Source organism: Cellulosimicrobium funkei (assembly GCF_900155925.1).
GTDB lineage: Bacteria > Actinomycetota > Actinomycetes > Actinomycetales > Cellulomonadaceae > Cellulosimicrobium > Cellulosimicrobium funkei.
The window spans coordinates 258,447-280,439 of record NZ_FTMI01000004.1 but is presented as its reverse complement, the minus strand read 5'-3'; the positions used below and the strand labels follow the sequence as shown (position 1 = coordinate 280,439).

Annotated in this window: 18 protein-coding genes and 1 tRNA gene; 5 read left to right on the top strand and 14 right to left on the bottom strand. The window is 75.9% G+C overall.

Annotation, left to right across the window (positions count from 1 at the left end; translation table 11 throughout):
* Positions 1-13: 13 nt before the first annotated feature.
* Positions 14-1,144 carry a T6SS phospholipase effector Tle1-like catalytic domain-containing protein gene (locus BXA05_RS12280; protein WP_076405166.1) on the bottom strand — a complete coding sequence of 377 codons (1,131 nt, stop codon included), beginning with the start codon at positions 1,142-1,144 and terminating at the stop codon, positions 14-16.
* A 193-nt stretch (positions 1,145-1,337) separates the two neighbouring features.
* Between BXA05_RS12280 and BXA05_RS12275 the strand changes: the two genes are divergently transcribed.
* Positions 1,338-2,459 carry a M15 family metallopeptidase gene (locus tag BXA05_RS12275; RefSeq protein WP_076405165.1) on the top strand — a complete coding sequence of 374 codons (1,122 nt, stop codon included), beginning with the start codon at positions 1,338-1,340 and terminating at the stop codon, positions 2,457-2,459.
* Positions 2,460-2,507: 48 nt separating this feature from the next.
* Here BXA05_RS12275 and BXA05_RS12270 read toward each other — a convergent pair whose 3' ends face one another.
* The 3 genes from BXA05_RS12270 to BXA05_RS12260 all read right to left on the bottom strand — a co-directional run bounded on the left by BXA05_RS12270 (position 2,508) and on the right by BXA05_RS12260 (position 5,332).
* Positions 2,508-2,789: an acylphosphatase gene (locus BXA05_RS12270; protein WP_076405164.1), complete on the bottom strand. Its 282-nt coding sequence runs from the start codon at positions 2,787-2,789 to the stop codon at positions 2,508-2,510.
* Positions 2,786-3,262 (bottom strand): dsRBD fold-containing protein, encoded by a 477-nt coding sequence (locus BXA05_RS12265; RefSeq protein ID WP_061266925.1) that lies wholly within the window; start codon positions 3,260-3,262, stop codon positions 2,786-2,788. The genes BXA05_RS12270 and BXA05_RS12265 overlap by 4 nt, the downstream gene beginning before the upstream one ends.
* 66 nt (positions 3,263-3,328) lie before the next feature.
* Complete coding sequence (locus BXA05_RS12260; RefSeq protein ID WP_076405163.1) at positions 3,329-5,332, bottom strand: thioredoxin domain-containing protein; 2,004 nt, start codon at positions 5,330-5,332, stop codon at positions 3,329-3,331.
* A 95-nt stretch (positions 5,333-5,427) separates the two neighbouring features.
* Between BXA05_RS12260 and BXA05_RS12255 the strand changes: the two genes are divergently transcribed.
* On the top strand, positions 5,428-7,629 hold the full coding sequence (locus BXA05_RS12255) for a serine/threonine-protein kinase (protein WP_076405162.1): 2,202 nt from the start codon (positions 5,428-5,430) through the stop codon (positions 7,627-7,629).
* Positions 7,630-7,680: 51 nt separating this feature from the next.
* On the opposite strand, the gene BXA05_RS12250 is transcribed toward BXA05_RS12255, so the two are convergent.
* The 6 genes from BXA05_RS12250 to BXA05_RS12225 all read right to left on the bottom strand — a co-directional run bounded on the left by BXA05_RS12250 (position 7,681) and on the right by BXA05_RS12225 (position 14,866).
* Positions 7,681-8,475: an amino acid ABC transporter ATP-binding protein gene (locus BXA05_RS12250; protein ID WP_076405161.1), complete on the bottom strand. Its 795-nt coding sequence runs from the start codon at positions 8,473-8,475 to the stop codon at positions 7,681-7,683.
* Positions 8,472-9,401 carry an amino acid ABC transporter permease gene (locus BXA05_RS12245; protein WP_076405160.1) on the bottom strand — a complete coding sequence of 310 codons (930 nt, stop codon included), beginning with the start codon at positions 9,399-9,401 and terminating at the stop codon, positions 8,472-8,474. Before BXA05_RS12245 ends, BXA05_RS12250 begins: the two co-directional genes overlap by 4 nt.
* Positions 9,402-9,408: 7 nt before the next feature.
* Positions 9,409-10,287 (bottom strand): ABC transporter substrate-binding protein, encoded by an 879-nt coding sequence (locus BXA05_RS12240; RefSeq protein ID WP_076405159.1) that lies wholly within the window; start codon positions 10,285-10,287, stop codon positions 9,409-9,411.
* Between the two features lie 198 nt (positions 10,288-10,485).
* Positions 10,486-10,559 (bottom strand) — tRNA-Met (locus tag BXA05_RS12235).
* A gap of 62 nt (positions 10,560-10,621) precedes the next feature.
* Complete coding sequence (locus tag BXA05_RS12230) at positions 10,622-11,674, bottom strand: aldose 1-epimerase (protein ID WP_076405158.1); 1,053 nt, start codon at positions 11,672-11,674, stop codon at positions 10,622-10,624.
* A gap of 132 nt (positions 11,675-11,806) precedes the next feature.
* A complete protein-coding gene (locus BXA05_RS12225) occupies positions 11,807-14,866 on the bottom strand; it encodes a UPF0182 family membrane protein (RefSeq protein WP_061266920.1) in 3,060 nt (1,019 codons plus the stop codon).
* Positions 14,867-15,018: 152 nt separating this feature from the next.
* On the opposite strand from BXA05_RS12225, the gene BXA05_RS12220 reads away from it, so the two are divergent.
* Positions 15,019-15,636: a PPA1309 family protein gene (locus BXA05_RS12220; protein ID WP_083711843.1), complete on the top strand. Its 618-nt coding sequence runs from the start codon at positions 15,019-15,021 to the stop codon at positions 15,634-15,636.
* Between the two features lie 15 nt (positions 15,637-15,651).
* Here the strand turns inward: BXA05_RS12220 and BXA05_RS12215 are convergent, their stop codons facing one another.
* Positions 15,652-16,761 carry a YlbL family protein gene (locus BXA05_RS12215; protein ID WP_076405157.1) on the bottom strand — a complete coding sequence of 370 codons (1,110 nt, stop codon included), beginning with the start codon at positions 16,759-16,761 and terminating at the stop codon, positions 15,652-15,654.
* Between the two features lie 68 nt (positions 16,762-16,829).
* Positions 16,830-17,942 (bottom strand): NAD-dependent epimerase/dehydratase family protein, encoded by a 1,113-nt coding sequence (locus tag BXA05_RS12210; protein WP_076405156.1) that lies wholly within the window; start codon positions 17,940-17,942, stop codon positions 16,830-16,832.
* 69 nt (positions 17,943-18,011) lie between these two features.
* Between BXA05_RS12210 and BXA05_RS12205 the strand changes: the two genes are divergently transcribed.
* A complete protein-coding gene (locus tag BXA05_RS12205; protein WP_076405155.1) occupies positions 18,012-19,604 on the top strand; it encodes a zinc-dependent metalloprotease in 1,593 nt (530 codons plus the stop codon).
* Positions 19,605-19,617: 13 nt separating this feature from the next.
* Here BXA05_RS12205 and BXA05_RS12200 read toward each other — a convergent pair whose 3' ends face one another.
* A complete protein-coding gene (locus BXA05_RS12200) occupies positions 19,618-20,217 on the bottom strand; it encodes a YgjP-like metallopeptidase domain-containing protein (RefSeq protein WP_076405154.1) in 600 nt (199 codons plus the stop codon).
* A gap of 235 nt (positions 20,218-20,452) precedes the next feature.
* On the opposite strand from BXA05_RS12200, the gene BXA05_RS12195 reads away from it, so the two are divergent.
* Positions 20,453-21,553, top strand: coding sequence for a ThiF family adenylyltransferase (locus tag BXA05_RS12195; protein ID WP_143311140.1), 1,101 nt, complete (start codon positions 20,453-20,455; stop codon positions 21,551-21,553).
* Here BXA05_RS12195 and BXA05_RS12190 read toward each other — a convergent pair.
* Entirely contained in the window at positions 21,527-21,958 is a 432-nt protein-coding gene (locus tag BXA05_RS12190) for a WhiB family transcriptional regulator (protein WP_082774246.1), read from the bottom strand. The genes BXA05_RS12195 and BXA05_RS12190 overlap by 27 nt on opposite strands.
* Positions 21,959-21,993: the final 35 nt, after the last annotated feature.

Sequence of the window (21,993 nt, the reverse complement as noted above, 5' to 3'; positions counted from 1 at the left end):
GCGGCGCCCGTGGTCAGGCGAGCACGAGCGGCCGGGTCTCCTGGGCCGCGCCCGGCACGGGCTCCACGAGACGCGCGAGGTCCGGGCCCACGCTGTCGCGCCACCAGGCGAGGTTCCGCGCGTGGCGCGCGTAGACCGACGCGGGGTCGGCGCTGAGCGTCACCGCCGTCTCGGCGAGGTAGACGGCGTCGACGGTCTCGGGCGGGGTGGGCACGCCCGCGAGGACGCGCAGCGCGCCGCGGAAGCGCGGGCGGTGGTGCAGGCGCTTGACGAGGTTGAGCGCGCCGAACAGCAGCCCGGGGCGGACGCGGCAGACGAGCTCGTCGTCCCGGTGGAGCTGCGCACGCAGGCGCTCCTCGTCGACGACGAGACCGCGCGCGACGGCCTCGCCGAGCATCCACAGCAGCGCGGTGTCCGAGAGGGCGCGCGCCCGCGCGCCGCCGCCGACGTCGCTGTGCCCGCCGGGGAACCAGACCTGCTTGACCCGGGGCGCCATGGCCACGGGCACGTCCCAGAGGCACGGCTCGAAGGTGATGCGGCGGTCGTCGATGGCGAGCGCCTGGCGGGCGCACCGCACGTCGGTCGACAGGCGCAGGTCGTGGAACCGGCTCCGGCGGCGCGACAGGCCCGGCACGCCGAGCGCGCCGACCGTGTCGAACACCCCGAGGAACGCTACCGGCACGTGGTCGTGGCAGTACGCGGCGCGGAACGTGCGGGCACGCTCGGCGCGGCGGGCAGGGTCGCGATCGCGGTAGACCTCCTCCGCCTCGCACAGGTGGTCGCGCGCCAGCGCGTCCTGGGTGAGCAGGCCGACGGTCGCGACCATCCCGACCACGCTGCGCGCGGTGTACGCCCCGCGGCTGAACCCGAACACGTAGACCTCGTCGCCGGGCTCGTAGTTGAGCGCGAGGTGGCGGTACCCCGCGACGACGTTGCGCGTCAGGCCGTAGCCGAACGCCCCGCCGAGGAGCCGGTCGACGAGGTAGCCCTGCGCCCCGACGCCCTCGACGGAGAACACCATCTGCTGGACGCCGTCCGGTCCGATCCCGGTGCGGACGGAGCGCGCGATCTTCTCGATGTTCGACACGCTCGCGTTCACCGGCGAGTTCCACGTGCCGTCGCAGCACAGCACCAGCCGCTTCATGGTCCCTCCTCGATCCGCCCCCGGCGGCGCGTCGGGGACACCATCTGGGGAGGGTCGTCGCGCCCCGGCTGATGCACGACGGCGCCCGCCGACGCACGGACCGGTCGGGGTTCGTGAGCAAGCCGTGAGCGTGTCCGTGCGCACCCCCGGATCCGTCCGGGAGGGTCGCCGTCGTGCCGTAGGTTCTGGCGGTGTGACCGCCACGAGCACCGCCCCGCCCGCCGGCCCCGCGGACCACCCGCCGGGCGGCCGGGAGCGTCGGCACGCACGCGTGCAGCGTCGGCACCGGGCTGCGTGGATCGCGGCCGTCGTGGCGCTCGTGCTCGTGCTGGGCGGGGGCGGCGGCGCGTTCGCCTGGTACCGGGACACCGAGTACGACGCGCTGGCCGACCGGACCGCGACCGCCGAGGACCTGCTCGCGGCGTCGGACGGGAAGGTCGCGGACCCGGCGGTGCGGACCGCGCTGACGACCGAGGTGGACGACGCCCGCGCCCTGCTCGCGGCGCCGTTCCTCGACCGGATGACCACGGGCACGGACGCGACGGACCGGTCGCTCGTGTCGGCCTCGGACGCCGTGCACGCCTCGATGCTCGACCACGCGCGGAGCGAGGTGACCGCGGCGCGCGCGAGCCTGGCGACCGCCAGCGCGCTGGGCGAGAAGATCTACGCCGCGACGGAGGGGCTCGGCGCCGACGAGGCGGTCCGCGCCCGGCTGCGCGACGCGCTGGACACCGCGGCCGCGGCCGACGCCGCCGCCGACGCGGGGCTCGCGGGCGACGACCTCGCGAGGCTCGAGCAGGCGGTGCTCGACCTGGGCGCGGGCCTCGGGGTCGTGCGCACGTCGACGGAGGAGACGTCGGTCGCGCAGGACGCCGTCTCGTGCCCGGCGCCGGACCAGGTGTGGGACCCCGACGGCGGCCGCGTGCCCGACGCCGCTCTCGCGCCGATCCCGTGGTCGCCCGGCGACCGGGTGCGCGCGGACGTGCTGGACGGGCTCGTCGCCCTCGACGCCGCGTACGTCGAGCGGTTCGGCGTGCACCTGACGATCAACTCCTCCTACCGGACCTTCGAGGAGCAGCAGGGCCTGTACGACCCGTCGTCGCCCATCGCGGCGCCGCCCGGGTGCTCGAACCACGGGCTGGGGTTCGCCGTCGACCTGGGCGGCGGCGTCCAGGCGTTCGGCACCCCGCAGTACGAGTGGCTCAAGCAGCACGCCGAGACCTACGGCTGGACGCACCCCGACTTCGCCGAGCCCGACGGGCGCGTGCCCGAGCCCTGGCACTGGGAGTCCGTGCTGGCACGCGCGGACGGCTGAGCCCGCCGCCGGTCGCGCCGGGGACCCCGGGAGCGCCGGGGCGCGTCCTCAGGAGGCGTGCGCCCGCTCGACGTCGACGTGCGTGACGTCGCCCGGCGTGGGGCCGTCGCGCAGCCAGGCGACGAGGCGGTCGACGGCGTCCGGCGCCCCGGACGCGACGACCTCGACGGTGCCGTCGGGCCGGTTGGTCGCGGTGCAGTCGAGGCCGAGCCTGGCGAGCCGCTCGCGCGTCGCCCAGCGGAAGCCGACGCCCTGCACGCGCCCGTGCACGCGCGCTCGCACGGCGGCGTCCGCGGCACCGGGCGCCGCGCCCTCCCCCGGGCGCGTCACTGGTGCACGTGCGCCGGGGCGCCCGTCGACGACGCGATGTCCGACTCGGCGTCGTCCAGCAGCCGGTCCGCGAGCCGGCGCAGCGCCCGCCCGACGGCGATCTCGTCGCCGATGAGCGGGACGTCGCGGTCGTGCGGGTCGCGCCGCGCCCGCCCGACGGTCCGCACGTGCTCCGGCGTCTCCGCGACGAGGACCGCCTCCGCCGTCGTCCGGCCCTCCGACTCGACGACGCTCACCTGCACGCGCCACACCTTCGTGGTGTCCGTGCCGTCGCCCGTCTCCGCTCCCGGGACGTGCTCGACGTAGCTGTCCGACCCCGGGTAGACGAGCGTCCGCTCGCCCGTGTCGGCCCACTCGACGAGGTACGGCGGCGAGCCGTCCTCGTGCCGCAGCTCGACCACGACCCCGTCGCGCACCGCCCCGCCGACGACGCCCGAGGCGGTCACGATCCTGTCCCCGACCGATGCCCTCATGGCTCCTCCTCGTGCCGCACCGTCCTTCCATCATGCGACCGCCGGGAGTGCGCTGCACCCCCGGTCTCAGGGTGTCCGGGCGCCGAGCTGGTCCCGCAGCGCCGCGGGGTCGTGCACCGGGAGCCGGCACACGAAGTCCGCGCAGAGGTAGGCGCCCGGCCCGCGGTCGGCGAGCAGGGCGACGCCGTCGGCGGCGAGGGTCGCGGCGTCGTCGGGCGTCGCGGCGAGCAGCAGCGCACCCGGGTGGTACCAGTCGCGCGCGGCGGCGAGGAACCCCGCGTGCCGGTCGGCGTCGGCGACGACCACGAGCTGGTGGGGCGGCTCCGCGAGCCCGACGGCGACGCGCAGCACCCCCGCCGCGCCGAGCGGGTGCTCGCTCGCCGCAGCGGACGCGGCGGCGTGCGCGAGCGCCGCGTCCCGGTACCGCGGCTCGCCCGTCGCGAGGTGGGCGAGCAGCGCGGCCCGGGCGGCCGCCGTCGTGCCCGAGGGCACCGCGCCCTCCGACGGGTCGGCCGCCGCCCCGGCCGCCAGCCCGAGGTCGGTGAGCACCGGGTCCGTGCCCTGCGGGGGCGTGAGGTCGCCGCCCGGGCCGACCGTCGCGTCGACGACGCGCAGGCCCTCGCGCACGTACCTAGCATCCCCGGTCAGGCCTCCGAGCACGAGGAGCGCCGTGGCGAGCGCGCCGTGGTCCTCCAGCGTCGCGACGGCGTCCGAGGCGACCCCGCCCTCCGACGCGCGCACGAGCGACCCGTCGGCCCGGACGTGGGTCGCGAGCAGCCGGTCGGCGGCCGCCCGCGCGGCGTCGGTGAGGTCGGGCAGCGCCAGGTGGTGCCCGGCGCGGGCGAGCGCCTCGATCGCGAGCCCGTTCCACCCGGTGAGCACCTTCGTGTCCAGCGGCGGCGGCTCGTGGTGCGCGCGCTCGCCCGGCGGGAGCAGGTAGTACCCGCCCTCGACGCGCTCGCCGTCCACGACGGACTCCGAGTCCTGTGCGCTCGCGAACGCGCCGTCGGCCAGGCGCAGCACGCGCAGGAGGAAGCGCCCGACGTCGCCCGCCACCTCGGCGGTGTCCTCGCCCGGGTCGGGCGTGCCGGGCGCCTCGGCGGGCGTGCGCAGCGGTCCGTCCACGGGCCCGGTCCGGCGCAGCACGGCCAGCGTCGTCGCGGCCGAGAGCAGCTGCGCGTTGTCGTAGAGCATCCGCTCGTAGTGCGGCTCCGACCAGTCCGGCCGGGTCGCGTACCGGAAGAAGCCGCCGTCGACGTCGCGCAGCGGGCTCGCCGCCATCGCGTCGACCGTGCGCCCCGCCAGGACGAGCGCGCGCCGCGCGACCTCCGGGTCGACGACGGACGACGCCGCGACGTCGAGCAGGAGCTCGAGCGTCGGGGCGACGGGGAACCTGGGAGCGCCCCCGAAGCCGCCGTGCACGCGGTCCTCCGCCGCCTCCAGCCGCTCGACGACCCGTCGGGCGTGCTCGGCCGGGTCGGCGACCGGCCCGGCGTCCGCGCCGGCGGACGCTCCCGAGCCGTCGACCGCCGTCGCGGCCGCGCGCGGCACGCCCGTCCGGCGGCCCGCCGCCGCGTCGCGCAGCGCCGCGCGGATCGCCTCCCCCGTCTCGACCGCCTGGTCGCGCCGCTGCTCCCAGGCCTGCGCGACGGCGTCGAGCACGTCCCGGAACGCGGGGCGTCCGGCCACGGGGACGGGCGGCCAGTACGTGCCCGCGTAGAACGGGGCGCCGTCGGGCGTCGTGAACACCGTGAGCGGCCACCCCAGGTCCGGGGTGAACGCGCTCGCCGCGGCGAGGAGGCTCGCGTCGACGTCGGGGTGCTCCTCGCGGTCGACCTTCACCGCGACGAACCCGCGCGCGAGGAGCGCGCCGATGTCCGGGTCCGAGAAGCTCTCGCGCGCCATGACGTGGCACCAGTGGCACGTGGCGTACCCGACCGAGACCATGACCGGCACGTCCCGGCGGCGCGCCTCCGCGAACGCCTCGGCGCCCCACGGGTACCAGTCGACCGGGTTGCCGGCGTGCTGGCGCAGGTACGGGCTCACGGCGGCGGCGAGGCGGTTGACCATGACGTCCAGCCTCCCAGGTCGACGCGCCGCTCGCGGCCCGGGCCGTCGGAGTTGTCTGCTCCGTCCTGGAGCGGCGCGCTTGTAACGTTGCGCCCATGCCCGGCCCCGAGCAGCCCGCCCTCGCGGTGGCGACCGACGTCTCCGTCCGACCTGCCGCCGATCCGGACGCCGGGCCGGGCCCCGCGCCGCTGCCCCGCCGGCCCGTCCGCCAGGTGCCCGCGAGCGGTGACCGCAAGGGCCCGTTCACCCTCGCCGACGTGCTCGGGCACGGCGGGTTCGCGCACGTCTACCGCGCGACGGACGCCGACGGCGCGGAGGTCGCCGTGAAGGTGCTCACGGGTCTCCAGGAGGGTTCCCGCGAGCGCTTCGCGCAGGAGGCGAGGCTGCTGGAGGCCGTGGGCGGGCGCGGCTTCCCCGCGTTCGTGCGCTCGGGCCTGGACGACGACCAGCCGTGGTTCGCCATGGAGCTGGTCCCCGGCACCACGCTGCGCGAGCAGGTCCGCGCGTCGGGCCCGCTGGACGGACGGCAGGCGCTGCGGCTGGCGTCGCACGTCGCGGAGGCCCTGCTCGTGCTGCAGGAGCAGCACTGCGTGCACCGCGACCTGAAGCCCGCCAACATCATGGTCGACGGCGACCGGGCGGTCCTCATCGACCTCGGCATCGCCAAGCTGTTCGACACGGCGACGTCCACCCAGCCCGTCGGGACGCTCGCGTACATGGCGCCGGAGCTGTTCGCCCGTCGCGTGCACCCTCGCTCGGACGTGTACGCGCTCGGCCTGCTCCTGATCTTCGCCACGACGGGGGTCGTGCCGGCGGACCTCAACTTCCTCGGCCGCGACCTCGAGGCCGGCGACCTCGTGCGGGAGGTCCCGGACGACCTGGTCGGGGTGCCGGCCGGGACGGAGCCGGCCCCGTCCCCGGCCGAGCTGCCCGAGATCGACCCCCACCTCCAGGACCTGATCCTGTCGGCGACCCGCTACCAGCCGAACCACCGCCCCGCGCTCGAGAGCGTCGTCGCGGTGCTGCGCGCTCGGCTCGCCGGGGAGGCCCCCGACGACACCCTGCTCCTCACGTCACGGATCGTGGCCGACGGCGCCACCGCGGCCGAGCGCGCGCTGGGCCCCGTCGCCGGGCTGGCCGCCGCCACCGGCGCACCAGTCCGGGCCGAGCGGGCGGCGGAGGTCACGCCGGTCGGCAGGGCGGCCGACGCGGCCCGCGTCCGGGAGCCGTGGCACGCCCTGGTCTACGACGCGACGCTGATGAGCGTGCTGGCCGAGGTGCACGGCGACGGGTTCGACGGCGCGGCCGCCGAGGTGATCGCGGACCACGTCGCGAGCATCGGCGCAGACGTGGCCGACGGCCGGACCCCGGCGGAGCTCAAGGACTGGCTCTGGCAGGCGATGCGGTGGCAGGCCGCGGCACCGCCCGCGGGACACGCCGACACCCTCCGCGGATGGCGCGCGTACCGTCGCCCGACGCACCCGATGCTCGCCGTGCCGGGCTCCGGCGCCGAGCCCGTGGCCCGGGCCGCGCGGGCGCGGACGGACGGCCCCGTCCCGGTGCCGGCGTCCGGCTCCCCGGACCCGCGTCCCTGGCCGGTGCCCGTGCAGCGCGTCTCCACGCTGGGTCGTGGTCCGTCGGGGCGGCCCCGGCCGGAGCCGGTCCCGCCCGCCGTCGGACGGACCCGCGTCATGGACTCCCCCGACCTCGTCGCCACGCAGGTCGGCCGGCCGGTCCCGCCGTCGGTCCCGCCGCGCCGGAGCCCCGTCCGGCACCTCGGCCCGACGCCGTCGTCGCCCGCCGTGCGTCCGGAGTCCGTCCGGCCGCGGATCACCGGTGCGGCGGTCGCGAGCGCCCCGGCCCCGCGCGCCGCCGGCACGTCCGCGGCCACGCCGGGGCCGCGCCAGGAGGCGGCCCCGGCGTCCGCCGCGCGGTCCGCACGTCCCGTCCGACCCGCCGCGTCGTCGTCCTGGGACCGTTCTCGGGTCGGAGGCGCGCTCCTGCGGGCCCTTCCGCGCGTCCTCGCGGTCCTGGCGGTGCTGCGCACGCTGTGGCTCGTGCCCGACGGCGCGGCCCGCCAGAGCCAGCCGTTCGTCCCCCTGCCGCCACAGCTCCTGGAGACCCTGCGTGTCTCGGTCGACCTGGCCCCGCTCGTCGACGGTCCCGTGCTCGGCCTGGCCGCGCTCGCGGTGGCCGTGGTGCTGCGTGTCGCCGGGCAGCGCACGTGGACGTGGCCGTACGTCCTCGTCGCCTGCGCGTCAATCGCTGCCACGGTCGTGCTCGTGCTGCGAGGCTGACCGGGGTCCGGGCCGGGTCGAGCGGTGCTCGGCGCGGTCCCGAGGGCGCGGTCAGGCGTGCAGACGGCGCAGGAACGCGCGGGTCCGCTCGCGCTGCGGGTCGCCGAGCACCTGCTCGGGCGTGCCGCGCTCGTGGACGCGGCCCTCGTGGAGGAAGCAGACCTCGTCGGCGACGCGGCGCGCGAACCCCATCTCGTGCGTCGCGACGAGCATCGTGCGGCCCTCCGCGCGCAGCTCGGCGAGCAGGTCGAGCACCTCGCCCACGAGCTCGGGGTCGAGCGCGGACGTCACCTCGTCGAGCAGGAGCAGCTCGGGGCCGTTGACGAGGGCGCGCGCGATCGCCGCGCGCTGCTGCTCGCCGCCCGAGAGCTGGTCAGGATAGGACGTCACCTTGTGACCGAGCCCGACGCGACCCAGCATCTCGACCGCCGCCGCCTCGGCCTCGTCGCGCGAGCGCCGGTGCACGAGCCGGGGTGCGAGGGTCACGTTGTCGAGCACCGTGAGGTGCGGGAAGAGGTTGTACGCCTGGAAGACCATGCCCATGCGCGCCCGCACGCGGTTCGCGTCGAGGCGCGGGTCGGCGACGTCCTCGCCGTCGAGCAGGATCTGGCCGTCGTCGACCTCGTCGAGCAGGTTGACGACGCGCAGCAGCGTCGACTTGCCCGAGCCGGACGACCCGACGAGCACGACGCACCGGTGCGCGTCGACGTCGAGGTCGATGCCGTCGAGCACGACCCGCCGCCCGCCCGGGGCGCCCGCGGCCGGGTACGTCTTGCGCACGCCGCGCAGGGACAGCAGGTGACGCGCGTCCTGGGGGATCGCGCCGGACGTCGCGGACGCGCTCATCGGATGTCCCCCGCCCCGCTCACCGTCGCGAGCGACCGGCCCCAGCCGCGACGCGCCTGGTACGCGTCGACCGCGCGCGTCAGCGGGAACGACACGAGGAAGAACAGGATCCCCGCGACGACGTAGGGCGTGAAGTTGTAGCTGCCCGTCGTCGCGATCTGCGCGGCGCGGATCGCGTCGACGGCACCGAGGACGGAGATGAGGCCCGAGTCCTTCTGCAGCGAGACGAGGTTGTTCGCGAGCGGCGCGGTGACGTTGCGCACCGCCTGCGGCAGCACGACGCGCCGCGTCGTCTGCGCGCGCGTGAGCCCGAGCGAGCGCGCCGCCGCGACCTGCGACGGGTGCACCGACTCGATGCCCGCGCGGAACACCTCCGCGAGGTACGCGGTGTACGTGAGGACGATCGCGAGCGCGCCGAGGAACGCGCCCGACGTCGGCAGCCACTCCAGCCGCAGCGCCGGCAGCCCGAACCCGACGAGCAGCAGCACGAGCAGGAGCGGCACGCCGCGGAACAGGTCGACGTACACCGTCGCGAACGCCCGGAGCGGGAACAGCGCCGGGATGCGGCTCGTGCGCGCGACCGCGAGACCGAGCCCGAGCACCGTGCCGACGACGCCCGCGACGACCCACACGCGCAGGTTGAGCCACAGCCCCTCGAGGATCGCGGGCAGCGACTCCCACGCCATCGCCGGGTCGAAGAACGCGGTCCGCGCCCGCTCCCAGCCCGGCGCGTTGACGACGACGAGCACGACCGCCGCGACGACGAGCACCGTGCTCACGAGCGCGACGAGGAGCGACCGCCGCCGCTGCGCACGCCGGAACGCAGCCCGGTCGAGCGCGAGCGGCGACGGCGACCACGCGGCGGCCGAGACGGCGTCGGGCGACCCGACGCCTCCGGGCGGGCGCGCGTCGTCGGGCACGGTCATGGCAGGGTCACTGGAGGACGGGGATGTCGTCCGACTTGAGCCATGTCGTGCGCAGCTCGGCGAGCGTGCCGTCCGCCTCCAGGTCGTCGACGGCCTGCGACACGCAGTCCGTGAGCTCCGAGCCGAGGTCCAGGACGAGGCCGTACTGCTCGACGACGCCCTCGTCGGGCAGGGTGCCGATGACGACGGAGTCCGGGAAGTACTCGGTCGAGGCGGCGACGCCCTGGTCGACGTCCATGACCATCGCGTCGATCGTGCCGGACTGCAGCGCCTGCATGCCGTCGCCCGCGGCGCTGTACGGCGAGATGTCGGCGTCCTCGCCCCACGCGGCCTCGGCGAGCGTGAGGCTCGTCTGGGCGGCGGTGACCCCGATGCGCGCGCCGTCGAGCTCGGCCAGCGTCGTCGCGCCCGCGTACGGGCCGTCCTCCATGACGATGACGCCCTGGCGCGTCGTGAGGTACGGGCTCGAGAAGTCGACGGCCTGCTTGCGCTCGTCCGTGATCGACGTCTGGTACGCCGCCACGTCGAACGGCTTCACCGCCGGGCTGATGATCTGCTCGAACGTCACCGTCTCCCACACCACGTCGTCCGCCGCGTAGCCCAGGCGGTCCGCGACGGCGTAGATCAGGGCCGACTCGAAGCCCTCGCCCGAGTCCTGCTCCCCCACGTACCACGGGGAGTACGGCTCGCCCGCACCGACGGTCAGCACGCCGTCGGTGAGCGTCGGGAGCGCACCGGGCTCGCACTGCGCGTCACCCGACGCGCTCTCGCTCGGGCTCGCGGCGTCGCCGCCGTCGTCGGCACCCGACGAACAGGCCGCCAGCGTGAGCGCGGCGACCGCCGTGACGGCGGTCAGGACGGCGGGACGGGGACGCAGACGGCGCATGGTGACCTTCCGGGTGTCGGGCGCCCGCGGGAGTGGTGGGCGCCGGCCACTGACGATAACGCCGGGCCGTGGGCCGTGGCTTCCCCCGCCCGCGCCTCGGCCGGGTGGGGCGCGTCACAGCACGAGGGCACCGCCCGTGCACGGGAGAAAGCAAGAGGCCCTCGGTCAGCATTCTGCTGACCGAGGGCCTCTCAGGAGTAGCGGGGGCAGGATTTGAACCTGCGACCTCTGGGTTATGAGCCCAGCGAGCTACCGAGCTGCTCCACCCCGCGTCGGTGATCACTACTCTACGTGAGGTTCCGGACCAGGCCAAATCGGGTGGACGAGACGTGGGTCACGCCAGGACCTCGACCCCGAAGGCGAACTCGCGGACGGCCCCCGGCTCGAGCCGCACGTCGGCGGCGCAGTCCGCCCGGTTGAACGCGTCGGTCAGCGTCTCCACCGGCTCGACCGCGATCGCCGCGCGACCGCGCCGTGCCAGGCCGTCGCCCGTGTAGACGTGCACGAGGCCGCGCTCCTGCCAGACGGCGAGCCCCTGCCCGGTGGCGGGGTCGCGCACGACCGTGCGCGCGCGGCCGTCGGCGTCGGCCCGGAGGTCGGCGAACGCGTGGTCGAGGCGCACGCCCGCGAGCGGCAGCGGGCCGACGCCGTCGGTCGCCCCGAACGCGGCCTCCCCCGCGAGCGGGAGCATCCCCGCGTCAGTCACGACGGCGCGGCGGGCCGGCACCGTGAGCTCCAGCGCGTCGACCGTGCCGTGCCCGGGTACCCGGAGGTAGGGGTGCCAGCCGAGCGAGACGGGGGCCGCGGTCGTCCCGACGTTGCGGGCGCGCAGCGTGACGTCGAGGGATCCGGCGCCCAGGACGTACCGGACCTCCAGCACGAGCGCGAACGGGTAGCCGGCGTGCGCGTCGGGGTGCACGACCGTCCGGAGCGTCACGGACTCGCGCTCCGCCCCGCCGGCGGTCACCGCGTCGCGCGCAGCGACCCCGCCCTCCCCCGCATCCTCGACGACCGCCCAGTCGAGCGTGCGCGCGAACCCGTGCATGGTGAGCGGCTCCCAGGGGAGCACCGGGGGCACGTGGTGCCGGACGCCGTCGAACACGTACTCGCCGCCCGCGAGGCGGTTGACGAACGGCGCCATGAGCGCCGACCGCGCGGCGTCGTGCGCGGCGACCTCCGCCTCGTCGGCGTACCCGTCGACGAGGTCCTCGACGCGCTCGATGCCGTCGGCGCCGCGCCAGGGGGCGCGCCACGCGAGGACGGCGGCGCCACGCAGCGCGACCACGAGCTCGGCGCCGGACGTGTGGTGCAGCCGCACCGCCGGCACGGTCGTGGTGTCGTCGCCCGCCGCGCTGAAAGCGTTGCTGCAAACCGTTGCAGAAGTCACGAGGAGCGATCCTCCCGCCCGGGCCGGGAAATGACAACTCCGTCCCGGACGGCCGCAGACGACGGACGGGCGGGGACACCCGCTGGTGTCCCCGCCCGTCCGTGGCGCTGCGTCGCTCGCGCGACCGGTGCGTCAGCCCGCCGACGACTCGGTGTCGAGCGCCTGCTCGGCCGCGAGGGCCGACTCGAGCGCCTGCTGCAGGCGGTCCTGCGCCTCGCCGTAGGCCGCGAAGTCGCCCTCGGCGAGCGCCGCCTGGCCGTCCTCGATGGCCTGCTGCGCCTGGCGCAGCGCCTGGTCGAGCTCGGCGCGCGCGCCGCCGTCGACCGTGCCGCCGTCGGCCGGCGGGGCCGGCTCCTCGGTCGCCGGGGGCTCGGTGCCGGGGTCGGTCGTGCCCGGGTCGGTCGTGCCCGCGTCCGGCGACTCGCCGTCGGCCGGCTGGTCCGGGACCTCGGTCTCGACGCCGCCGTCCGCGTCACCGGCGTTCGCGCCCGAGTCGCCGCCGAACACCTGGTCCAACGCCTCGTCGAGCGTGTCGGCGAAGCCGATCTCGTCACCGAAGGAGACGAGCACCTTGCGCAGCAGCGGGAACCGCGTGCCCTCGGTCGACTGCACGTACACCGGCTGGACGTAGAGCAGGCCACCACCGACCGGCAGCGTCAGCAGGTTGCCGTTGATGACCGTCGAGTCACCGCGGCGCAGTGCCAGCAGGCCGTCGGCCGCCGTCGGGTCGGTGTTGAAGTTGTTCTGCACCTGACCCGGTCCGGGCACCGTCGCGTTGCGCGGCAGCTCGAGGAGCCGCAGCGTGCCGTAGTCCTCCGACCGCACGCCCGCCTCGCTGCCCGGTTCCGCGTCGACCGCGAGGAAGCCGGTGAGGATGTTGCGGTCCGAGCCACCCCCCGGGATGTACGTCGACATGAGCGAGAAGGTCGGCGCCTCCTGGCTCGGCATCTGCAGCGTGAGGTAGTACGGCGGCTGGAGCGGCTTGTTGTCCCCGCTCGCCGTCGGGTCCTCCGGGCTGCGCCAGAAGTCCTGGCCCGAGAAGAACTCGTTCGCGTCGTCGACGTGGTAGCTCGCGAGGAGCGTGCGCTGCACCTTGAACAGGTCCTCGGGGTAGCGCAGGTGGCTCATGAGGTCGCCCGAGATCTCGGACAGCGGCTGCACGGCGTTCGGGAAGACCTGCGTCCACGCCTGGAGGACCGGGTCCTCCGTGTCCCACGCGTAGAGGTCGACGGAGCCGTCGTACGCGTCGACGGTCGCCTTGACCGAGTTGCGGATGTAGTTCACCTGCTGCGGCGCGAGCGCCTCGACCGAGTTGGCCGCGACGAGCGAGTCACGCGTCGAGTCCTCGAGCGACTCCGACGTGGAGTACGGGTAGGCGTTCGACGTGGTGTAGCCGTCCACGATCCACTTCACGCGGCCGTCGACGACCGCCGGGTACACGCGGCCGTCGAGCGTGAGGAACGGCGCCACCTTCGCGACGCGGTCGCGCGGGCTGCGGTCGTAGAGGATCTGCGACTCGTTCGTCACGCGGTCCGAGAACAGGATCTGCTCGGAACCGAACTTCAGGGCGTAGAGCACCTTGTTCACGAACGACCCGACGCTGGGACCGGCCGCGACCTCGTCGGTGGGGAAGGTGTTGTTGACCTGTCCGCCCGCGTCGTCCACCGGGTAGTCGAGCTCCCACGGCTCACGGTCCTCGGGCGCACCGACGATCGAGTACTCGGGCGCCTCGGGCGAGAAGTAGATGCGCGGCTCGTAGCCGCCCGCGTCCGTGAACGCACCCGTCGACGGGATCGAGCCCTCGTAGAACGCGGGCCTGCCGTCGGGGCCGATCTGGTTGCCGTACGCCGCCACGACGCCGAAACCGTGCGTGTAGACCGTGTGGTCGTTGACCCAGTTGCGCTGGTCGGCCCCGAGCCCGTCCTGGTTGAGCTCGCGCACCGCGATGACGGTGTCGCGGCTCTCGTCGTCGATCGTGTAGCGGTCCACCGACAGCGAGCTCGAGAACTGGTAGTACTGCTTGTTCTGCTGGAGCTGGCTGAACGACGGGCTGACGATCTCCGGGTCCAGGAGGCGGATCGACGCCGTCGTGTCCGCGTCCTCGCGCAGGGCGCCGGCCTCGGCCTCGGTCTTGGCGTTGTACTGCTCGGTCTCGACGTTGTCGATGCCGTAGGCGGCCTTCGTCGCGTCGATGTTGCGCTGGATGTACTCCTCCTCGAAGTCCTGCGCGTTCGGCGTGACCTGGAAGCGCTGGACGACGGCCGGGTAGATCCCGCCGATCGCGATGGCCGAGACCACCATGAGGCCCACGCCGATGGCCGGCAGGCGCCAGTTGCCGCGCACCGCGGTCACCACGAACAGGGCCGCGACGAAGAGCGCGACGACCGTGAGGATCGCCTTGGACGGGATCACCGCGTGCACGTCCGCGTACGACGCGCCGTCGAACTTCGCGCCGCCCGACGTGAGGATCGAGTACCGGTCGAGCCAGTAGTTCGCGCCGATGAGGACGAGCAGCAGCGCCGCGATCACCGAGAGCTGGACGCGCGCGGCCGTCGTCGTGCGCGGGCCCGCGTCGGAGCCGCCGCCGATCCGCAGGCCGCCGTAGAGGTAGTGCGTCGCGACCGCGGCGATGCCCGCGATGATGACGACCGCCATGAGGAAGCTCACGACGAACCGGAGGGCGGGCAGCGTGAAGACGTAGAAGGACAGGTCGATGCCCCACTGCGGGTCCGTCGTGCCGAACGGGACGGAGTTGAGCGCCAGGAGGACCGTCTGCCACTGCGAGGACGCCGCCGCGCCGGCGAAGAAGCCGACGAGCGCCGGGGCCACGACCATGACGACCTTGCGCAGCGGCTCGATCGCCTCGCGGTACTGGTCGAGGGTCGCCTGCTCGGGGGTGGACGGCGCGTAGATGGGCCGCGACCGGTACGCGAGCGAGAACGACAGGAAGACGAGGCCGCCCATGACCAGGAAGCCCGCGACGAAAAGGGCGATGCGCGCGCCCCACTGGGTCCACAGGACGTTCGCGAAGTCGAGCTGCTGGAACCACAGCACCTCGGTCCAGAACTGGGCGAGCAGGAGCAGGAGGACGACGAGGGCGCCGACGACGGCGATCGCGATCCCGATCGGGCTCCGGCGCCGGGCGGGCCGCCCCCCGGAGGACGGCCGGCGGGGCGCTGCGGCGAATGACACGGTGGGTATACCTCTTCGGTCGTGGCTCGGGCGTGCACCGGGGTCAACGCCCGGTCCTCCCCCAAGGTTCCCACGGTCCGGCGCCTCGTGGGGGACGGCCGGCACCCGGCCCGCGGCGGCGCGGGGCGGCGCCGATGAGGGACGATGGGGTCATGCCCCAGCCTGACGACGCCGCCCCCGGTCCCGACGCCACCACCCCCGCGCCCGGTCCCGACCCGGTCGCGCCCGGCGGCCCCACCCCGCAGCACGCCCTCGCGCTCGCGGTGCACGAGATCGAGTCGCACGCGGCCGACGCGGGCTGGGACGTCCCGCCCCGGCTGTTCGCGCTCGTCGGGACCGCGGGCGCCCTCGGCGCCGACCCGACGCTCGCCGACCGGCTCCCGCCCGACGTCGTGGCCGCGGCCGAGGCGGACCCGCACCACCTGCTGTCGATCGAGCAGGAGGGCTTCGCCGTGGACGGCGACCTCGAGGACGGGCTCGCCCGCGTCGCGTGGCCGGCGACGGTCGACGGCGCCGCGCTCGTCGTCGAGCGGATCGTGCTGCCGCCGGCCGCCGAGGAGGGCGTCCCCGACGACCCGGACGCCGCGCTCGACTACCTCACGAACCACCCTGACCGGCAGGACGTGCGCCTCGCCGTCGGCGTGCTGCGCGACGGCACCACGTGGTGCGCCGTCCGCTCGCGCGCCCACGACTCGGCGACGGACGTCGCGGGCGGACCGGACCTCGTGCCGGGGCTGGTCGAGGCGCTGCGCGCGACGCTCGAGGACTGACGGCGCGCGGCGTCGTCAGCCGCGCGCCTCGCACGTGGGCAGCGAGTCGCCCTCGCCCGCGCCGATGGCCTCCATCGCCGAGCGCGCGTCGGCGAGCGTGGAGACCGCCGCCACGTGCAGGCCGTCGGGCACGTTCCCCACGACCTCGGGGCAGTTGGCCTGCGGGGCGAGGAACCACGTCGCGCCGTCGCGCAGCGCGCCGTAGAGCTTCTGCTGGATGCCGCCGATCGGCCCCACGTCGCCCTCGACGCTCATGGTGCCCGTGCCCGCGATGACGACGCCGTTCGCCTCGTCCTCGGGCGTGAGCTGGTCGACGATCCCGAGCGCGAACATCGTGCCCGCGCTCGGGCCGCCGATGTCCTCGATCTGGATCTCGACGTCGACGGGGAAGTCGAACGCGGGGTCGATGAACACACCGAGCAGCGCGGTGTCGCCGCCGTCGGTCGTCGCGACCGTGAGGTCCGTCTCCGCGCCGTCGCGCTGGACGCGCAGCGTCACGTCGTCGCCCGGGTCGACCGCGGCCAGCCCGTCGATGAGGTCCTGGTACGTCCGCACGGGCGCGCCGTCGAGCGCGACGATGACGTCGCCCGGCTCGACGACGCCGTCGGACCCGCTGTCCGGCACCGTCCCCTCGACCGTGAGCGTCGCGGGCACGTCGTACCCCAGCTCGGTGAGGGCGGCGACCGTCGCGTTCTCCTGCGAGCTGATCATCTCGGCCTGGCCCTGCTGCTCGGTCTCCTCCTTGGTGCGGCCCGTCGGGAAGACCTCCTCGACCGGGCGCACGCTGCGCGACCGGTCGAACCAGCCCTGCACCACCTGGCCGAGGTTCACCGGGTAGCCCGGGCCGCCGGCGACGGACACGGTCGTCAGGAGCAGCTCGCCCGTCGAGTCGTACGTCTCGGCGCCCGTGATCGAGATGAGGGGCGTGCCGTCCTGCTGGCCGAGCGTGTCCTCCGTCGGGCCCGGCGACCGCACCGCGTACGGCGCGGGCAGGATCGCGAGGCCCGCGACGAGCAGCGTCGTCGCGAGCAGGGAGATGCCGAACGTCAGCGACCGCCGGGTCACGGGCGGCGGGTCGTGCTCGTCCTCGGTGAGGAGGGCGTCGAAGGAGGGGGCGTCGCTCACCGGGACATCATCCCCGAGGTTGCTGGGATCTCCCTGCCGGCGGCGTGGACGCCGCCCGCGGGCCGCCCCTACGGGCGGCGCGAGCGGGCCTGCCGCCAGACGGCGGCCGTGCCCAGGACCGCGACGGCCGCCCCGGCCGCGCCGAGCGCCGCGGCGTCCCGGCCGCCGAACCGGCGGCCCCCGACACCCGTGCGGCCGCGCACCTCGGCCAGGAGCACCTCGAGCGCCGCGGCGCCCGACCACTCCGGGCGCCACCCGGCGTCGTGCAGGCGCCGCGCCGAGACCGACCACGGGTGCACGACGAACGCGAGGTCGTTCGCCGGGGACGGGAGCGCACCGACCCGGTGCAGCCGCTCGGCGGTGCCGAACGCCGTCGCGGGCGGGAGCTGGACCGTGCGCATCCCGGCCGCCGCGGCCACCGTCTCCGAGTCGAGCGCGTCGGGCTCGCCGTCGCGCACCGGCCCGGCCGTCAGTCCGCCGACGAGACCCTGGTCCAGCGCGACGCGCACCGCGCCCACCACGTCGTCGACGTGCACGAGCTGCCACGTGCGGCCGCCGCCGCGCACCGTGAGCAGGCGCGGGGCCTCGAAGTGCCGCGTGAGCACGGTGTCCACGCCCGGCCCGACGACGACCGCCGGCCGCACGAGCGCGAGCGGCACCCCGTCGAGCGCGTCGCGCAGCGCGTCCTCGAACGCGACGAGGTCGCCCGCGAAGCCGGGCCCGTCGTCGGCGGCCACGGGGTCGTCGTCGTCGATCACGCCCCGCTCGGGCGACGCGCCGTGCACCGCGGCCGACGACACGGCGACGACGTGCTCGATCCCGGCCGCGACCGCCGCCTCCCCCGCACGACGGCCCAGGAGCGCGAGGCGCGCGCGCTGCTCGGCGTCCGTCCGTGCGCGCGGCGTCCCGAACTCCCCCGCGGGCGCGACCACGACGAGCCGTCGCGCCCCGGCGGGCCAGACGAGCGCGTCCACGGGCGACGCCTCGGCGGCGCCCAGGCCCGCGCGCACCGCGTCCGCGACCTGCCCGACGCCGACGACCACCACCGGGTCGGGATCGGCGACCTCGTCCGCCGGGGCGGTCACCGCGCTCGCCGTGGGGTCCTCCCCCGGACCGGCCGGGGGCTCGCCCGCCGCGGGGAGCGCCTCGCTGCGCCGTGAGCGAACCCGGCCCTCGGACATGGCCCAGCCCCCGTTCTCGGCGCTCGATCGTGGTTACGGTGATCACCGACGCTACCGTGAGGAGTCGCCATGAGCAGCCTTCCCCCCGACCGCACGCCCGGACCGGACGACGACACGCCCTTCGACCCGCGGTTCGAGGAGCTGCTCCGCTCGATGCTCGGGCCCGACGCCGACGAGGCGCTGCGCGAGCTGCGCGCCCGCGGGCTCGACCCGCAGGCGCTCGCTGCAGGCGGCGCGGCCGACCCACAGCTCTTCCAGCACGTCCTCGCGCAGGTGCAGCGCATGCTCTCGACGCCGAGCGACGGCCCGGTCAACACCGACGTCTCGCACGACGTCGCGCGCCAGGTCGCCGTCGCCGAGGGCGACCCGTCGATCTCGCCGGCGCAGCAGCGCGCGGTCACCGAGGCGCTGTCCGTCGCCGAGCTCTGGCTCGACGCCGTCACCGACCTGCCGCCGTCGGGCGGGAAGAGCCAGGCGTGGAGCCGGTCCGAGTGGGTCGAGCACACGCTCCCCGCGTGGAACGAGCTCGTCGCCCCGGTCGCCGCTTCCGTCGCGGACGCGCTCGCCACGGTCCTGCGCGACCAGCTCCCCGAGGGCATGGGGGACGACACCTCGGCCCTGCCGGGCGTCGGGTTCACGCTGCCCGGTCTGCCGGCCGGTGCGCTCGGGCTGCCCGCGGGCGACCCGGCCGCGCTCATGCGGCGCCTCGGCTCCGCGGTGTTCGGCATGCAGGTGGGCCAGGCCGCCGGGACGCTCTCGCGCGAGGTCTTCGGCGCGACCGACGTCGGGCTGCCGCTGCTCGACCGGCCCGCGACGGTCCTCCTGCCCACGAACGTCGCGGCGTTCGCCGAGGGCCTCGACGCCCCCGCCGAGGAGGTCCGCCTCTTCCTCGCCCTGCGCGAGGCCGCCCACGCGCGCCTGTTCACGCACGTGTCGTGGCTGCGCGGGCACCTGCGCGGGCTCGTCGACGCCTACGCGCGCGGCATCACCATCGACCTCTCCGCGCTCGAGTCGCAGCTCGCGGACGTCGACCTCGCGGACACCGACGCGCTCCAGCGCGCGCTGTCGGGCGGCGTCTTCGGCCTGCAGAACACGCCCGAGCAGCAGGCGACCCTGCTGCGCCTCGAGACGACGCTCGCGCTCGTCGAGGGCTGGGTCGACGAGGTGACCGCCGTCGCCGCGCTCCCCCACCTGCCCCACGCCGTCCCGCTGCGCGAGATGCTGCGCCGTCGTCGGGCGGCGGGCGGGCCCGCGGAGCACACGTTCGCGACGCTCGTCGGCCTCGAGCTGCGCCCGCGGCGCTCGCGCGACGCGGCCGCCCTGTGGGCGCTCATCGCGGCGCAGTCCGGCGCGGGTGCGCGCGACGCGGTGTGGGACCACCCCGACCTGCTCCCCGACGGGACCGACCTCGACGACCCGTCCGGCTACGAGGGCCGGCGCGCCGCGACCCGCGCGGAGGAGGCCGACGTCGACCGCGCGCTCGAGGAGATCTTCCGCGCCGCGGAGGGGTCACCCACCACCGAGTCGGCGCAGGCGACGGCCGACGGCTCGGACGACGACGCCCCGGTCACCGACGGGTCCGCGGACGACCCGGACGCGGCCGGACCGACGGACGACGGCGGGACGGGCGAGGCGACCGGCCAGGGCGGCGCGCCGCGCTGACCTGACCTGGGCGTCAGTTCCCGGCGTCCGCGGGCGGTGCCGCGGTTCCCGCGGCACCGTCCCCCGCCTCGACGTCGCCCGGCTCGAGGTCCGCGTCGTCCGGCTCGAGGTCCGCGTCGCGCGAGAACGACACGCCCTCCAGGAATCCTCGTGCCCGCTCGGTACGCGGGTAGGCCTCGAGGAGCTTCCAGAACCCCGGGCCGTGGCCGGCGTGGAGCAGGTGCGCGAGCTCGTGCAGGAGCACGTAGTCGAGCACCCAGGACGGCATCCCCCGGACGCGCGTCGAGATGCGGATCGTGCCGTCGATGAGCGTGCACGAGCCCCAGCGGCGGTCCTGGTTCCCCGCCCACCGCACGCTCGTGGGGCGGGCGCGGCCGTCCAGGTACTTGTCGGACAGCTCGACGGCGCGGCGCGCCAGCTCGGCGTCCGACGGCCGCCGCCGACGCTCGGAGTCGGCGAGGCGGTCGAGCATGCGCTGGACCCACTCGCGCTCCTGCGCGCGCGTGAACCGCGCCGGGATCGCGACGATCGTGCGCTCGCCGTCGCGGTAGGCGCTCACCGTGCTCTTGCGTCGGCGGCTGCGCCGAACCTCCACGATCGTCTCCCGGACCACGCCTCAGACCGTAGTGGTTCTCGCCACGAAATGGCAGGGGCGCGCCCGGAGTGGCGCGCTCTCCCGCGACGTTCGGTCGAGCGGACGACGTGGAGACCTGTGGCGACGGCAAAGAAATCCTCCCCGCGGGACCATCGCGAGGAGCCTGTGGACAACCGTCGGCGCGCCTCGGGGCCGTGCCAGGCTGACGGCGGGCGTCCGGTCGGGCGCCCGGACGACGACGGACGGAGGAGCCGTGCAGCGACGACGTGTGCTGCGACCGGAGGCGCCGCTCCTGCGGCGCGGCCCCGGCGAGGTGCAGGTCGGCTCCGACCCCCGGTGGTCGGTGCGACTCACCGGGCTCGATGCCGACGACGAGCGCTGGCTGCGCGCGCTCGCCGGGCCCGCTCGGCGCGGCGACGCACCCGACGTCCCGGGCTCCCCGGCGCAGCGCACGCGCCGCGCCGCGCTCGTCCGCCTGCTCGACGAGGCGCACCTCCTCGTGGCGGCGCGTCGGCGCCGGCCGGCGTCGCCCGCCCCGGGCCACGGCGCGGCGGATCTCGCGGTGCTGTCGGCCCTGCTGCCCGACGGCGCGGGGCACCGCGTCCTCGCGGCGCGCGCCCGGGCGACCGTCGGGGTCGTCGGGCTCGGCCGGGTGGGTGCCGCGCTCGCCGTCCACCTCGCGACCGCGGGGGTGGGCGTGCTCGTGCTCGACGACCCGGGCACCGTGCTCGCCACGGACGTCGGAGGCGGGGCGTACCGGCTGCGGGACGTCGGGTCGCCGCGCGAGGGCGCAGTGCGGCGGATCGTCGAGGAGGTCGCCCCGGGCGTCGTGACGGCCTCGACCCCGGTCACGCCGGAGGAGGCACGGGCACCCGCGCCCGACGTCGTCGTCGTGGTCGAGCACGGAGCCGCGGACCCGGTCCGGGTCCGGAGGTTGGTGGGTGCAGGGGTCGCGCACCTGTCGGTCGTGGTGCGCGAGGCCGACGTCGTGGTCGGGCCGTTCGTCCGACCGGGGCTCGACCCGTGCCTGACGTGCGCGGACCTGCACCGCGCGGACGTGGACCCCTGCTGGCCGCAGGTCGCGCGACAGCTGCGCGAGGCGTCGGTGCACCGGGGCGAGGAGACGCTCCTCGCGGCGTCGGCGGCGGCCGTCGCACTCGGTCAGGTCCTGGCAGCCCTGGACGGGCTGGTGCCCCGCGCAGCCACGGCCGGCATCGAGATTCCTGCTCCCGATGCCGTGCCGCGGCTGCGCGGGTCGAGCCGCCACCCGCGCTGCGGGTGCGGCGAGCTGGCGCGCACGCCCCCGGACGGGGCGCCGCTGCCCATGTCAGGCCGCCGTCGAGGCGCCGACTGACGCCTCGGTCCGTGCGGCCTCGTGGGCCTGGCGCTCGGCCTCGCGGGCGAGCACCTCGGCCTTGCTCGGACGGCCGCGGCCGCGCTTGCGCGCGACCACGACGCCGTCCACGAAGACCTCGCCGCCCCAGACGCCCCAGGGCTCGCGGCGCTCGACCGCACCGGCGAGGCAGCCCTCGACGAGCGGGCAGGTGCGGCACAGGGCCTTGGCCTCCTCGACCTCGGCGGTGCGCTCGGCGAACCAGAGCTCCGGGTCGTTGGTGCGGCAGGGCAGCAGGCCCGCGAGCAGGCGGTCGAACTCCGCGGAGTCGTTCTCGCCGAGCGGCGTGGCCAGCGGTTGGTGGGGGACCCAGGGGCCGGATCCCCCCTGAGCGGTGATGTTGTCGAGCAGCGCGGTGAGCCGCACGATGTCCTCCAGTGATGTCCTGTCGTGGGTGTGAA